Genomic DNA, 15,325 nt, shown 5'->3' on the forward strand with positions numbered 1-15,325 from the left:
GAAAACAGCTGGCAGTTTTGGTTATTTTGTTTACAAAAGTATGTGCTTACTTACAAAATGTATACAAAGAATCAAAACTTTATTATATTAGTCAGCAAGCGCTTTCAATAATCTGAAAAGTAAGAGGTGAGAAGGATGAAGAATACGGTTACTTCCGGCTGGAAATCATTATGGAATTCCCACCGGCAGACAAAGAAACTGCTGAATGTTTTTCAGACGGACCGGTCACCAACACGTCACAAGGAAGAAGAGATCCAGGACCCTTCTACTGCAGGCCGCAAGACCAGTCGCGGCGGAAATGATGGAGGAGGAAACGACGGAGGAGACAGTGGAGGGCAGGACCCCGCCTACAAACGTCCTCAGCTCGTAGGACTTATTTTAGGGCCATTATTATTTCTCATTACCATGTTATTTTTGGATCCTTCGGGACTCAGCTATGAAGGAAAAGCAGTACTTGCCACCACGCTTTGGATTGCCACCTGGTGGATAACAGAAGCGATCCCAATTCCGGCGACCTCACTTTTGCCGATTGTCCTTCTGCCGATTACCGGGGCACTGGACGGCGACACTGTCGTTTCTTCCTACGGTAACGATATTATCTTCTTGTTCTTAGGTGGTTTCTTTATTGCCTATGCAATGGAAAAATGGAACCTACATAAGAGAATTGCGCTGTTTATCATCGCGGTGATTGGTACAAGCACCAACCGGATTATTCTCGGCTTTATGGTTGCCACAGGCTTTTTATCCATGTGGGTATCCAATACAGCATCAACGATGATGATGCTTCCGATTGCGCTTGCGATTACGTATCAGGTATCGGAAGCCCTCAAGGAAGAAAAGGATTCCGAAAAAGAAGTAAAAAAATTCGAAAAAGCGCTTATTTTCGGTGTTGGTTACGCCGGAACGGTCGGCGGACTCGGTACACTGATCGGAACGCCGCCGCTCAGCATTCTGGCTGCACAGTCGGAGGAGCTGTTTGGGCAGCAGATTTCCTTTGCTCAGTGGATTATGTTCGGTGCGCCGATCGTAGCCGTTTTCTTATTGATCGTCTGGTTCTATCTGACCCGTTTTGTCTATAATATCGGCTTTTCGACTATTCCGGGCGGCCGGGACATGATTCAGGCCGAGAGAACAAAGCTGGGTGCGATGAAATACGAAGAAAAAATTGTTATGTCCGTATTCGTATTTGCCGCTGTGATGTGGATCACCCGTTCCTTCTTCTGGCAGGAAATAGTCGGAGTAACCGGTCTCAGTGATGGCGGTATTGCCATGATCGCCACCGTGCTGTTGTTTTTAGTGCCTGCCACGAAAAAGCAGGAGGATCCTCGGGTCCTGGTCTGGAAAGACTCCCGGGAAATTCCGTGGGGCATTCTGCTGTTGTTCGGGGGCGGTCTCGCGATTGCTGCCGGCTTTAGTAACACCGACCTTGCCGAATGGATCGGTAACAGCTTAACTATACTTGAAGGCGTAAATATCATTCTTGTGATTCTTGTGTCTGCTGCGCTCGTATTGTTCTTAACGGAAATTACGTCCAACACAGCGACAGGCACCATGATTATTCCACTGGTGGCCTCTTTGGCACTTGCGATTCAGGTTCACCCGTTCGCACTGATGGTGCCGTGTGCCATGGCTGCAAACTGTGCGTTTATGCTGCCGGTTGGTACACCGCCAAACGCCATTATTTTCGGGAGCGGGAAAATACGGATCATCGACATGGTGAAAAATGGTTTCTTCCTGAATATATTTGCGATAATACTAATTACGGCATTAGTCTACCTGGTTCTGCCAACGCTATGGGGCATCGATTTGACTACCGTACCCGACTCGTTCCGTAATAACTAAGGGGGATTCGTGATGAAAATTGTACAGGTAGAAGAGCAGGCGGTGCCGATCAAATCGGATATCCGTAACGCGTTTATTGATTTCAGTAAAATGAATGTCTCTGTCGTCGCGGTCAAAACCGATGTCATAAAAAACGGCAAACCGGTTGTAGGCTACGGGTTTAACTCCAACGGCCGGTATGCACCGAGTGGGCTTTTGCGCGAGCGGTTTATTCCGCGTCTGCTTGAAGCATCTGAGCAGGAAATGATGAGCGACGACGGCAGCAATCTGGATCCCTTTAAAATTTGGAGCATATTGATGACCGGTGAAAAGCCCGGCGGCCACGGGGAACGCTCTGTGGCTGTCGGGGTCATCGATATGGCGATATGGGATGCGGTGGCAAAAATTGAGGAAAAGCCGCTGTATCAGCTGCTTGCCGAAAGGTATAGCGAGGGAAGTGCAGACAGCAATGTTTTTGTATATGCCGCCGGGGGCTATTACCAGCCCGGAAAAGGAGTCGATGCACTTCAGCAGGAGATGCGTACGTATTTGGAGTCCGGCTATTCGGTGGTGAAGATGAAAATAGGGGGATCATCGATTGAGGAGGACATTCAGCGCATCGAAGCAGTCATTGAGGTGACCGGGGATCCGGGTAAGCTTGCGGTGGATGCAAACGGCCGCTTCGACCTGGATGAAGCGATTGCCTATGCGAAAGCGCTCGAACCTTATGGGTTGTTTTGGTACGAGGAGGCGGGCGACCCGCTTGATTACGCTCTGCAAAATACATTGAGTCGCTACTATTCCCATCCGATGGCCACTGGCGAAAATCTGTTTTCCATGCAGGATGCACGGAATTTAATCAGCTACGGCGGCATGCGGCCGGACCGGGACTACCTGCAGTTTGACTGTGCCCTCAGCTACGGTCTGGTGGAATATATGCGCACGCTTGATATGCTGGAAGCAAACGGCTGGTCAACAAGGAGATGCATTCCGCACGGCGGTCACCAGATGTCTCTCAATATTGCAGCCGGACTCGGTCTTGGCGGCAATGAATCCTATCCCGGCGTCTTTGAGCCATTCGGCGGATTTGCCGATGACTATCCGGTGGAAAATGGCTATGTGCAGCTGCCGGAGGTTCCCGGCATCGGCTTTGAAGCGAAAAACAATCTTTATACGCTGCTGCGCTCGGTGCTGCAGTAAAGGAAAGCCTGCATTCATCCTTTGATGAGTGCAGGCTGTTTCTATTATAGGAGCCGGTACAGGCTGGCGAGACCGAGCCCGCCCCCGATTCCGATCGTGGCCACGCCGAGTGGGAGATCGCCGTTTTGCATCAGCCGCATGAGCCTTGCTACAAGAATTGCCCCCGAAGCACCGTACGGATGCCCCTGAGCGATGGCGCCACCGGCTGTATTCAGCCGCTCAGGCGGAATGCCGAGCTGAAAGGCCGAGGCAAGCACCTGGGAGGCAAATGCTTCATTGCATTCCCATACGGAAATGTCCTGGACAGACAAGTGGTTCCGTGCAAGCAGCCGGCGTACAGCAGGAACCGGGCCAATTCCCGGCATAGTAGGATCGACGCCAACCGCGGCGGCATCGAGGATTTCAAGCGCAGGCACGAGTCCGTGCCGCTGGCAGGAGGAGCGGCTGGCCATCAGCGTGAGTGCCGCTCCGTCACTGATTCGGGAGGAGTTGGCGGCGGTGACTGTGCCGTTTTTCTCAAAAATAACGGGCGCACGGCGGATAATTTTGTTCATTTTTTCTGGAGAACGAATCTCAGCGTCTGCATGGACGGTACTCACCGGAATGATTTCCCGGGAAATATCCGTTTTTGCTGCTTCCTCCCACGAAAGCCTGTAGCTGCGTTCGGCAAAGGCGTCCTGATCTGCACGGGATATACTGTAGGCTTTCGCCACCGTTTCCGCAGCTTCTCCCATATCAGGATCTCCGATAAATTTGGGAGAAAAGCGGGCTCTTTCCTGCGTCGAGGAAACCGGGTAGGCTTCCGAGGCGAAAAAGGAGCGTTGCGGGGCCCGGCTTATGCTTTCGACCCCGCCGGCAAGAACGGTCTCCGCCGCCCCGGCCTGCAGGTGCCGAAATCCCTGATGCACAGCTTCAAGGCCGGAGCCGCACTGGCGGTCCACCGTTACACCAGGAACAGACCTGTCATAACCGGCTTCAAGCAGACTGAGCCGGGCAAGGTTACCGCCCGGACCAACCGCATTTCCCATAAATACTTCGTCAGCCGGTATCCGGTCGTTTATCCCGTGATGGAGCTGGAAATGCTTATACAGCGGCGTTGTCAGCTGTTCCGGCTCCAGCTTTGAAAACCTCCCGTTCACATGATGGATGGGGCTTCTTTTGGCGTCAATGATATAGACAGGTTCAGTCATCATTACCGTTCTCCTTTAATAAGGCTTCGTAATACTTCTGCGCGCGCAGCCGGTCGATTTTTCCGCTGCCTAGAACCGGCAGGCAGTTTGTCTGCAGGCATGCAGGCAGTTTATAAGCTGGCAGCCATTGGCGGCCATGTACATGCAGGTCGTGAGCAGTAACGCTTCCAGTATAAAGCGCAACGATTTTTTCTCCCTCGAAAGCATCAGGCACACCGAAAACAGCTGCCCGGTTAACATCCGGATGGCTCATGAGTATCTGTTCAATTTCTTCGGCATAAATATTTCGACCGCGGCTGACAATTTTTCCGCTCCGGCGGCCGGTAATATAAAGGAAGCCTTCTTCGTCGACAAAGCCAATATCTCCGGTGGCAACTGACCGCGGGTAGGATAAGGACTCGTCTTCAGCATACCCGCTGAATAAAAATGGGCTTGTGACGACTAATTCCCCGGATTCCGGGGGGGGACCGGCTTCCACCATGGGAAACAGGCGTCCGGTGCAGGAAGAGCTGACCTGTTCTGCGCGGTGGTTTAGGGCGCTGATAAAGCTGGTTTCCGCACTGCCGTAAAATTCATACAGCGCAGCCGAGGGAAAGCGGGCGAATATTTGTTGGTTATCAGCAGGAAACCATTTTTCTCCTCCCGTAATGATCAGTCTGACTGAGGAAGAGGGAGGAAAGGAGTGACTGAGAAGCCAGCGGAGCGTTGTAGGCACTGCGTACAATACGGTAATCTGCTGCCTGTCCACCATCCGAGCAAACACCCGCGGCGAGTGCCTTACAGGCAGAACCACGGTGTGGCCGTATTCGAGCATACGCAAGGCCCCGTATAAAAAAAGAGAGTGGGAAAGCTTTCCGGTGATCAGGACGCGTTCGTCCTCCTGAAATGGAAAAAGCTGCTCGTCCGCCTCAAAGCTTTTCAGCCAGGAACGGTGGCTTCGCAGACATACCTTTGGCGTTCCGGAGGAGCCTGACGTGCAGGCGCCGTAAAACAAATCGGTCTCTTCGCAGAACGCAGCAGGTGCAGACAGACAGGACTCCGCGCCGGTAACGGCTGCAAGTGCCAGGGAAGGCACCGGCAGCCCGTCGGCTTCATTGTCTGTGATAAAAAGGCCGGGCCTGGAAGAGGAAAGAAAAGAAGCTATCGCACCGCTTTCCAGCGTTTCATCCACTGGCACAGCAATGCCGCCTCCAGACACGATCGCAAAAAACATATACAGCTGCTCCAGTGGGTCCTGAAGCGCAAAGGCGATCTGCTTTTGAAAAAAGGGGCCGGCAGCTGCTTGCAGCTGACTCCGCCGGCGGTTAATGGTCTCATGCAGCTCCTGCCAGCTGATCGAACGAGCCGAGTATTCGACCGCCGTCTTTGCAGGATGAGAAGCGGCGTACCGGGCGATGGCCTGGCCGATCATGGAAATCCCCCCTTTTGGCGCTACAGCCTGATTTTGTGCTGCTTGTTCAGCCGGACTGCTACAAAGCCGGCAACGACTGCTTTAAAAATATCCCCCGGCAGAAAAGCGAGTGCCTGAATGGCGGCAGTGGTCCATGGTATGTTTATTAAAAACGACAAGTAGGTAACGCCGCCGGCATAAATGACAAGAATACCGCCGATAATATTAGCAAACAAGTACTTTGGAAACGATGGTTTCCTGAAAGAATGGGCGATCCAGCCAATGATAAACGCTCCGATCGGCCAGCTCAGAATGTAGCCGCCACTAGCGCCAAACAATACCCCGGCACCGCCCCGTCCACCGGAAAGCAGAGGCAGGCCTATCATTACGAGTACGACAAACAAGAGTATGCTGAGACCGCCGTATCTCGCTCCAAGCAGAGAGCCTGCAAGCATGACACCGAGTGTCTGCAGGGTGATCGGCACTGGACTGAATGGAAGCGGAATGGGCGGCACAATGCCTAAAGCTGCCATGATTGCTGCAAATAAAGCCGTATAAATAATTTTTTGTATACGCATCTATGTTCACCTCACTGATTTCTAAGGATAGAAAGAAATCAGCCATTTGTCAACTTGATTTTAAAAATGGTTTACGAAAAGTGGGCAATTTGTTAAATCAGTATAAAAAGTAAAAAACCCGGAAAGCCCGGGTTTTTTTATGCTGAAGTTGTCTTTTTCTGGCGGATGATTGGGACGAGGAAGGAAAGAAGAGCAACAATCAGCATACTGAGAGCAATCGGCCGGGTGAAAAAGACCGTTAAATCGTCGTTGGCAATGGTCATGGCCTGACGGAAGGATTCCTCCATCATCCCGCCGAGAATAAATGCCAGGATAAGCGGAGCTGCCGGGAAATTGTACAGCTTCATCAAATAGCCGATCACGCCAAAAGCAAGCAGTAAGTAAAGATCAAACGTGCTGAAGCTGATGGAGTACACCCCGATCATACTAAACATAATCACAAGCGAAATCAGCATCGGGCGCGGGATCAACAGCACTTTAGCAATGTACGGTATAAGCGGCAGGTTCAGGATCAGGAGGAACACGTTGCCAATATACATACTGATGATAACGCCCCAGAACAGATCAGGCTGCTCTTCGATTAACAGCGGTCCCGGCGGCACGTTCAGCACAAGCAGGGCACCGAGCAGGACGGCCGTCGTTCCGGAACCGGGAATACCGAGGCTGAGCAGGGGCACAAAGGCACCGCTCGTGGCGGCGTTGTTGGCCGTTTCCGGAGCGGAGATACCTTTAACCGCGCCCTTCCCGAATTCTTCCGGACGTTTGGCAATCTTTTTTTCCGTAATGTAGCCGATAAAAGAAGCGATCGTTGCACCGGCACCCGGGAGCACCCCGAGAATAAACCCCAGGAAGGACTGGCGGGTCATCGGGCCGCTCATATCTTTAAAGTCCTGTTTGGACAGCTTCAGGCTTCCGATATTGCCCTGGTTTTTAATTGTTTTTTTCCGGTTGACAATTAGGTTGCAGATTTCTGCGATCGCAAACAAACCGAGCGCGATTACGAGAAAATCAATGCCCTCAAGCAGATTTGAATTGTTAAATGTAAACCGCGTCGTCCCCGTCTGGCTGTCCATGCCGATGGTGACAAACATGAGGCCGAGTACTGCAGAAATAAGTGCTTTAATCGTCGAGCCGTCGGACAGACTGGCTATCGCGGTTAGCCCGAGCAGCATTAGGGCAAAATATTCAGGCGGACCAAACACAATGGCGACGCTTGCCAGAAGCGGAGCGAAAAGCATCAGCAGAACGACACTCACCGTACCGCCGGCAAAGGATGAAATAGCAGCAATGGCGAGCGCTTTTCCCGCCTGGCCGTTCTGGGCCATGGGGTAGCCGTCAAAAGCGGTCGCGACTGTGCCGGAAATGCCCGGGGCGTTCAAAAGAATCGAGGAGGTGGAGCCCCCGAAAACAGCTCCGTAATACACACCGGCCATAAGTACGAGAGCGACAGTCGGCTCCATGTTGTATGTCAGCGGGATCATGATAGCGATCGCGCTGATCGGCCCGAGCCCGGGCATCATTCCGATAAATGTTCCGGCGAAAACGCCGATCAGCACAAACAGCATTCCCTGTACACTAAATGCGACGCTGAGGCCGCTTAATATTCCATCAAATGTTCCCATGCGGTGAACCTCCTTTCTACAGCGGCAGAATGCCCGGAGGCAGACTTATATTTAATAACTGGGTAAAAACTAAATAAAGAGTTAGCGGGAAAACAATCGAGGTCACAGCGTTGACGATATGTTTCCGGTAGCCCATAAACAGGCTGCACAGAAAAATAAATATAGTGGAGGCTAAAATGAAACCAACAGGCTCTAAAAGAGTAATGTACAGCAGGATCATTACGCCTACACCGCCTAAGTAAAAAATATGCTGCCCGGCTTCCTTTCGTTTTTCCTGGTCTTCTTCGCTCTCGCCTTCCTTAATGAAGAATAAAAAGATGCTGAGTAAAATTAATAAAAAACCGGCGGCTTTTGGCATAGTGGAAGCAGTAAACATGCCTGTAGCAAAAGCGGGAATTTGAAAAGCCAGGTATAAATAAAAAATGGCAATGACGATGAGAATCATACTGATCATTTTATTTGCGGAACGAAACATACGTATCACCTCTTTCGGCTGCTTTTAATATAAGAGAGCCCTGGACGCAGAACGTTCAGAGCTCTTTCGGACGCTGTTACTCGCCGCCCCGGTCAATGCCTACTTCATCAAGCAGGTCCTGCATGGATTCTTCTTCTTCAGCCAAAAACTCTTCAAATTCTTCGCTGTCCATGTAGTTTTCTTCCCAGGCGTAGGACTGACGGGTTTCCTGCCAGTAGTCAGATTCACTGAGTTCCTTGAACGTTTCTTCATAATAAGCAATTTCGGCATCGCTCATATCCGGCGGCCCCAAGAAACCGCGCCAGTTGACGAACGTTTCTTCGATGCCCTGTTCCGTAGCGGTTGGGAATTCGCTGACCGTGTCACCTTCGAGCCGTTCTTCGGCTGTAATGCCGAGCACTTTAACATCGCCGGCTCTCACCTGCTCAACTGTCTCAGTGATGCCCGTTGAATAAACATCGGCCTGGCCGTTTAAGAGGTTTGTCAGGGCGCTGCCATCCTGGGCGGATACGTATTTGATGGTAGAAGGGTCGACGCCGGCGCCGGCTGCAATTTTGGCAAACTGCATATGGTCCATGCTGCCCGGGGAGGATTCGCCAACGACGGTAATGTCATCCGGATTTTCCTTCATGTCATCGAACAGGTCGTTCAAATCATCCCACTTAGAATCTTCCGTAACGGCGAACGCCCCGTAGTCGGCAATCATATTCGAAAGAGGAGTGAAATCTTCATAGCTGTATTCCGACTGTCCGTTCAGCGGCACGAGCAGAAGGGGAGGGGAGGCCACAAAGGAATACTCCGGGTTGCCTGCCTGGTTATGAATATAGGACCAGCCGTTTGCGCCTCCGCCGCCTTCCCGGTTGACTACGCCGATGCCCTGATCAACGATTTCTTCTTTTTCGAGGCCTTCAGCAGCTGAACGGGCCACTGTGTCCCAGCCGCCGCCAGCGCCGGCAGGTGCCACAATTTCAAGTGAGGAATCCGGCTCGTAGTTTTCTTCTTCGCCACCGCCGTCACCGCCGCCTGATGAGCTGTCCCCGCCTCCGCTTCCACAGGCGCTTAAAACGCTAAGCGAAAGTACTCCGGCACCAATCCAATATTTCGAATGTTTCATAATATGTAGCCCCCTTTTTTTATATTGATGTAAGCGTAACCAAAAAATGCTCAAATGTAACCGTTTACAATTTAAAATGTATATCTTTCGTTTATTGTATTTGTTTCATAAATGTCACGAACATAAATAAACCGGCTGCATGGTTTGGCTGCAGCCGGTGAAAGGTTTATTTTTTAAAATATCTGCGTTCAGGGCGGCCGACGATGCCATAGATGGGCCGGACCTCGATTTCGTTTGTGGATAACAAATATTTAAAATAGCGGTGCGCGGTGGTGCGGGAGGCGCCGAGGAAAAAGGCCATTTCATCGGCGGTTACTCCGTGCTCCGCCTGCTGGATATGGTCTTTAACCTGATCGAGCGTGAATGCATCAATGCCTTTGGGCAGATCTTTTTCTGCTTTGGTTTCTGCTGCGCCAGACGGGGCAGAAGAGGAAAAGTAACGATCAATCTCCTCCTGGCTGAGGTCCCCTTCAGGACGGGCTGCCTGCAGAGCCTGGAATTTTTTCAGCGATTCCTCAAGCCGTTTGGGAGAAGCAGGTTTAATAATATAATCGATCACACCCGAGCGGTAGGCCTTCTGCACATGCTCGAGATCGTTTGAAGCCGAAATAATAATAACGTACGCATCATGGCGGTCCAATATTTGCCCGAGGATGTCTGTGCCAAGCTGATCGGGCAGATAAATGTCGAGAAGTAGTACATCAACCGGCGTGTGCTCCATCGTCTCTAGCAGCTCCTTGGCGGTGCCGGCTGTGAATCTGCATGAAAATCCTTCAATTTGTTCAATCAGCTGTCGGTGAATATCTGCAATCCGAAAGTCGTCTTCGGCAATACCAACATGAATCATCAACTACCCCCTTGCGGCAACGTTTTGGGCAGGTAGACCGTAAAGTAGGCGCCCTGGTTTTCATTGTTGCCAAATTCAAGCATACCCTCTAGTTCGTTAATCGTTCTTTCAACGATCGAAAGCCCGTATCCTCTTGGCTGATCGCCGGATTTTGTAGAGGCCCCCTGGGAAGTAATATCTACCCCTTCCGGCAGCCCGGGCCCGTTATCGACCACTTCAAACATAATTTCCTCCTCCATTTCGGTGACAAAAAAAGTCACTTCCGGTGCCGGGCAGCCCACCGCGCTGTCGATGGCATTATCGATAAGGTTGCCTAAAATGGAGACAAGCTGAACCTTCTGAATGTGGTTTGGAAGAGTCCCCAGCCGGCTTTCGCTGTCAATGTGAAAAGCTGTCTTTTTCTCGGAAGCCCGGGCTGCTTTTCCGGTCAGAATCGCCTGCACGGTCGGGTCCTGAATCTGCTGGAAGACCACGGAGTGGGTTTTACGCTGCTGGGACGTTTCTTCTTCGACAAGCTGCACTGCCTCATCATATTTCCGGAGGTGAAGATACCCGGACAGCGCATACAGCTTATTCAAGTATTCATGGTTTTGCGAACGAAGGCTGTCCGAATAGCGCTGAATGTCAGAAAGCGTATTGGCCATCTGCATCATCTCCGTTTTGTCCCGGAACGAAGAAACAACTCCGACGAGCTGCCCGTCGATAGTGATCGGCTCCCGGTTAACGATGTAAGGAGCGCCGCGGAGCATTAATTCCTGATCGTATTCCGGCTGGCCGTGCTTCAGTACCTTTGGCATTTCCGAGTCCGGCAGCACGTGATGAATATTCTGCCCCTCGATTACCCCGTTAATGGCAAGCATGTTCCGCGCCGAGTCATTCATCATCGTGATCCGTCCGTCTGTGTCAATCGCAATAATGCCCTCCCGGATAGCGGTAAGTACACTTTCTTTTTCCTGGTACAGCTGGCCGATTTCATGAGGCTCGAGGCCGAACATGTCTTTTCGTATATTTCTTGAAACTGCCATACTGCCGATCACGCCCAGGGCGAGAAGGACGAGTGCGAGGACAAACAGAAGGCCAAAGCGTTCCCAGATGGCGGCGCGCACATCTTCAAGCAGAAAGCCGACGGAAACGATGCCGACAATGTCCCCGTCTTCATCGCGAACCGGAGCTTTGCCGCGAAGGGAGGGTCCTCGGGTGCCGGTGGCAGTGGATACGTAGGACTGCCCCTGCTCAAGCGCGCGGGCGTTGTCGCCGCCTACCATGGATTCGCCGATTTTCCATTCATCCGGGTGAGCATAGCGGATGCCCTCGGTATCTCCAAGGACTACAAATTCAGCGCCGGCCTGCTTACGGACCCGTTCAGCATAGGGCTGAAGCACAGAGCTTGGATCATCGGAGGCATACGCTCCCTGAACAACCGGGGAGCTCGCTATGTAGGTGGCTGTGCTTAATGCTTTATCTCCAAGCTCTTCTTCGATATCATTATATTCTAAATAAGCAAACACTCCGAAGGAGCTTATCGTAATAAAAGCGACAAGCCCGACGACGAGAAACATAATTTTTGTCTGCATCTTCATGTTCTTTCTTATAATGGGCTCCCTCCTTTCAGGAGAACGCTTTCAGAAAGTGCGTAACTATATCCTCCTATTTAAAAATACGGGTTGTTCAAAGAGTAGCATATCGAAGACAGAGCGGCAATTGCAGATAGGAGGGAGAAGATGGGTCATACCAGTATAAAAACATACGTCAGCTCGTTTGGAATACCGTCTGAACAAGTCTGCATCAGGGAGGGAGCAAAAGAGGAGTTAAAAGCTGACGACGTGGAAGTACGGATGCGTCTGTCTCCAATTAACCCCTCGGATCTCATTCCCATTCACGGCCGTTATGCCCACCGGGTGACGCTGCCGCTCGTGCCCGGCTACGAAGGTGTCGGGGTGATCGAACGGATCGGATCAGGAGTGAACAGGAGAGTGATAGGAAAGCGCGTGCTGCCGCTGCGGGGCGAGGGCACGTGGCAGACGCTGGTTCATGCGCCGGCAGCCTTAGCCGTTCCAGTGCCGGACAGCCTTTCCAATGAAACGGCTGCCCAGATGTATATTAACCCGGTGACGGCGTACATTCTTTTAACCGAAAAACTTAAAATTCCTTCCGGTGGAATGCTTGTCATCAACGCGGCTAATTCTGTAATGGGAAGGCTTCTGATTCAGCTGGCCTCCCGGATGAATATTCGCGTGGTGGGCCTTGTACGCCGAAAAGAGGTAATAAGCGAGCTGATGCAGCTCGGCGCAGAAAAAATAGTGGCAGCCGGGGATGGGGAAGAAGAGCACCGGCTGCAGGCTGCCCTGCTAGGGGAGAAGGCAGAAGCTGCCGTGGATATGGTCGGAGGAGGTGCAGGAGCAGCCCTTGCCCGGGCAGTTAAGCCGGGCAAAACGCTTTTAGCCCTCGGCCTGCTCTCGGGAAAGCCGCTCGACTGGCCATATATTACAGAAGTGCTGGGGGTGAAGGGAGAGATGTTTCATCTGAGGCACTGGAATGCCTCCGTTTCCAGCGCGCGCTTCCAGCAGGTATTTCGTACGCTGTTTCATATGGTGGAAAGCGGACAGCTCGTGGTTCCGCGTGCCGAGCATACGTATCCGTTCGGACAGGTGCAACAGGCGTTACGGGACTATGAAAGCGAAAAACTCAGCGGCGGCGGAAAAATAATGCTCGGCAGACCGTGACTGCCTGCTCTATACAAGAGCGGCTGTCCCGATTTATAATAAACATACTCAATCCAACAGAAACGGTGAGAACTTATGCGGGAATTTTCTTTTTATTCGACTCCCTTCGGTGTAAGCGGAGAAGAAGTACCATATGCAGCAATCGCGAAAGCTACAACAAGCAGGGAGCTCGTATCGGATCAGGAATCCGATGCCTTTTATTTTCGTTCGCTTGAAGCGGACGGTATTTTTTTGAACGAAGCCCAGATTGAAGCCGTACGCTTTGGCAGCGGGCCGCTGCTTGCGCTTGCAGGTGCCGGCTCGGGCAAAACGTCGGTGCTTGTCTGCCGGGCCGGCTATTTAATGGCGGTCCAGCAGGTGCCTGCAGAATCCGTTCTGCTGATTACCTTTACAAAAAAAGCAGCGGAGGAAATGAAAACGAGGGTAATGAACCTGCCGGGCGTCGGTGAAACAGCCAGCAATCTGCAGGTTCGTACGTTCCACGCCTTTTTCCTGCTTCTGCTCCGGCGCCACGGTATACGCCAGGAAATTGTTTCAAGCGAGCGGAAAAAGCAGCTGGCCGTTAAGCTTTTAATGAAGGATATGGGTCTTGAAGACGTCTATCAGCCGGAGGCCCTTTTATCCTTTCTGTCCTATCATAAGATGAACGACACCGCCGTCTCAGATCTTCCTGAAAAAGAAACGAGCCAGAAGCAGTTAAAACGTATCTGCCAGGCGTATGAAGAGTGGAAGCTCGAGCGCAATTATATTGATTTTGACGATATTTTAATGAAAGCCAAAGCATTAATGGACGAGGACCCGGCTTTTCTGCAGCAGCTGCAGGACCGGTTTGAGTACGTAATGGTTGATGAATTCCAGGATACCAACTACCTCCAGTACAGGCTGATACAGATGATTGTGGAAAAGCACCGCAATTTGTTTGTGGTGGGTGATGACGATCAGACAATTTATTCGTTTAACGGCGCCCGGCATGAATTCATTCTGGAGTTTGACCAGAAGTATCCGGAAGCACAGACGATTGTGCTCGACGTCAACTACCGTTCCCATAAAGCCATCGCCGGTCTTGGAAACGAAGTGGTGCGCCACAACAAACAGCGCAAAACGAAAACCCTGCAGGTGATGAATGCAGAGGCTTCGTCCCCGTTTTACTTTCGTGCTGCGTCCACTGACGAGGAAGCGGAGCAGGTGGTGGCAGATATGAAACGTGCTGTGGCAGAGGGAGAATGCGAGTGGCGTGATATGGCTGTGCTGCACCGGACGATCAGTGTCAGCCGTGCTATCTTTGAGCAGCTCACCGCCCAGGATGTGCCATTTGTGCACCATTCCCTCGGCAACCAGATGTTTTACGAGCAGTGGCCGGTAAAAGCCATGATGGACTACCTGCGGCTGAGCCTGAACCCGACGCTGGTGGAGGCGATGCCCGAGGTCGTGCCGACTTTATTTATCTCCCGGGAGCGCGGCATGCGGCATATTAAAGAGCAGGAAATATTTTCACCCCGCAGCGAACCGCTGCTTCATTTAACAGACATGCCGGGCATCCGCCCGTTTCAGCGTAAAAAAGTGGAGGAGCGTCAGAGCATGATTCAGAAGCTGAAGGAAAAACGCCCGGAAACAGCGATCCGCCAGATGAGGCGCCAGTTTTACGACGGCTATCTGGAGGCGGATGAGCAGCAGGTAAGCATGAAAAAGGAAACGTTAAAGGAAACTCTCGATGAACTCGAGTCCTCAGCCAAACGGTTTGAGAGCGTATCATCGTTTGTATACTTTGTCGACGACATGCTCCGCACGTTCCGCGAGATGAAGGAGCGCGAGAAGGACCCTGACGCGAACCACGTGTCGCTGATGACGATTCACCGGGCCAAAGGCATGGAGTTCCCAGTTGTCTACGTCATTGGTGCCTCGGAAACGATTATGCCGCACGACTCTGCGTTAAAGGCTGACCGGATGAAGGATCTTTTATACGGAGAAAAGGCAGAAAATAAGCAGACCCAGGCTCTGGAGGAAGAGCGCCGGCTCGCTTACGTGGCGATTACGCGTGCGAAGCAGAAGCTGTGTATCAGCTCGCCGGCGTTTTACCGCGGCAAGGAGGTTGAAGTATCACGCTTTCTGCTTGAAGCCTTTCCGGGAGAAACACATACCGGGGAAAAACAGGAAACGGAAACCATCGAGGCGCTCGTTTGTGAAGAAGCGATGTGCCCTGCCTGGATACGTCTGTCCGAAGCGCCTGAGGAAACCGAAAAAGAATGTCCAATGTGTAAAGGAAAAATGGTGCCCGGCACCAAACAGGTCATTAAAAAGTAACTTCCGCGGCCAGCTCAGCGAAATAGTTGAATAATCACGCGGTGCAGGCTACGATAAGTTGAGA

General features: G+C 51.8%; 12 protein-coding genes. 4 read left to right on the forward strand and 8 right to left on the reverse strand.

Features of this window, described 5'->3' with window-relative positions:
• Positions 1-135: 135 nt before the first annotated feature.
• Together G548_RS0101970 and G548_RS0101975 are read left to right on the forward strand one after the other, a co-directional pair.
• On the forward strand, positions 136-1,842 hold the full coding sequence (locus tag G548_RS0101970) for an SLC13 family permease (RefSeq protein ID WP_022792473.1): 1,707 nt from the start codon (positions 136-138) through the stop codon (positions 1,840-1,842).
• Between the two features lie 12 nt (positions 1,843-1,854).
• The gene (locus G548_RS0101975; protein WP_022792474.1) at positions 1,855-3,021 is read left to right on the forward strand and encodes a mandelate racemase/muconate lactonizing enzyme family protein; all 1,167 of its coding nucleotides are present in this window, start codon (positions 1,855-1,857) and stop codon (positions 3,019-3,021) included.
• A gap of 44 nt (positions 3,022-3,065) precedes the next feature.
• Here the strand turns inward: G548_RS0101975 and G548_RS0101980 are convergent, their stop codons facing one another.
• From G548_RS0101980 to G548_RS0102015, 8 genes are all read right to left on the reverse strand, one after another.
• Positions 3,066-4,214 carry a thiolase family protein gene (locus G548_RS0101980; protein WP_022792475.1) on the reverse strand — a complete coding sequence of 383 codons (1,149 nt, stop codon included), beginning with the start codon at positions 4,212-4,214 and terminating at the stop codon, positions 3,066-3,068.
• Positions 4,204-5,622 (reverse strand): AMP-binding protein, encoded by a 1,419-nt coding sequence (locus tag G548_RS18680; protein ID WP_022792476.1) that lies wholly within the window; start codon positions 5,620-5,622, stop codon positions 4,204-4,206. The genes G548_RS0101980 and G548_RS18680 overlap by 11 nt, the downstream gene beginning before the upstream one ends.
• A gap of 20 nt (positions 5,623-5,642) precedes the next feature.
• Positions 5,643-6,179 (reverse strand): biotin transporter BioY, encoded by a 537-nt coding sequence (locus G548_RS0101990; RefSeq protein WP_022792477.1) that lies wholly within the window; start codon positions 6,177-6,179, stop codon positions 5,643-5,645.
• Positions 6,180-6,316: 137 nt separating this feature from the next.
• Complete coding sequence (locus tag G548_RS0101995; RefSeq protein WP_022792478.1) at positions 6,317-7,801, reverse strand: tripartite tricarboxylate transporter permease; 1,485 nt, start codon at positions 7,799-7,801, stop codon at positions 6,317-6,319.
• A 16-nt stretch (positions 7,802-7,817) separates the two neighbouring features.
• Complete coding sequence (locus tag G548_RS0102000; protein WP_022792479.1) at positions 7,818-8,276, reverse strand: tripartite tricarboxylate transporter TctB family protein; 459 nt, start codon at positions 8,274-8,276, stop codon at positions 7,818-7,820.
• Between the two features lie 76 nt (positions 8,277-8,352).
• Positions 8,353-9,390 (reverse strand): tripartite tricarboxylate transporter substrate binding protein, encoded by a 1,038-nt coding sequence (locus tag G548_RS0102005; RefSeq protein WP_022792480.1) that lies wholly within the window; start codon positions 9,388-9,390, stop codon positions 8,353-8,355.
• Between the two features lie 166 nt (positions 9,391-9,556).
• A complete protein-coding gene (locus G548_RS0102010; RefSeq protein WP_022792481.1) occupies positions 9,557-10,237 on the reverse strand; it encodes a response regulator in 681 nt (226 codons plus the stop codon).
• The gene (locus G548_RS0102015) at positions 10,237-11,811 is read right to left on the reverse strand and encodes an ATP-binding protein (protein ID WP_169435225.1); all 1,575 of its coding nucleotides are present in this window, start codon (positions 11,809-11,811) and stop codon (positions 10,237-10,239) included. The genes G548_RS0102010 and G548_RS0102015 overlap by 1 nt, the downstream gene beginning before the upstream one ends.
• 147 nt (positions 11,812-11,958) lie before the next feature.
• Between G548_RS0102015 and G548_RS0102020 the strand changes: the two genes are divergently transcribed.
• Together G548_RS0102020 and G548_RS0102025 are read left to right on the forward strand one after the other, a co-directional pair.
• The gene (locus G548_RS0102020; protein ID WP_022792483.1) at positions 11,959-12,960 is read left to right on the forward strand and encodes a zinc-dependent alcohol dehydrogenase family protein; all 1,002 of its coding nucleotides are present in this window, start codon (positions 11,959-11,961) and stop codon (positions 12,958-12,960) included.
• A 75-nt stretch (positions 12,961-13,035) separates the two neighbouring features.
• Complete coding sequence (locus G548_RS0102025; RefSeq protein WP_022792484.1) at positions 13,036-15,261, forward strand: ATP-dependent helicase; 2,226 nt, start codon at positions 13,036-13,038, stop codon at positions 15,259-15,261.
• Positions 15,262-15,325: the final 64 nt, after the last annotated feature.

This window comes from Marinococcus halotolerans DSM 16375 (assembly GCF_000420725.1).
In the GTDB taxonomy this organism is placed as follows: domain Bacteria; phylum Bacillota; class Bacilli; order Bacillales; family Marinococcaceae; genus Marinococcus; species Marinococcus halotolerans.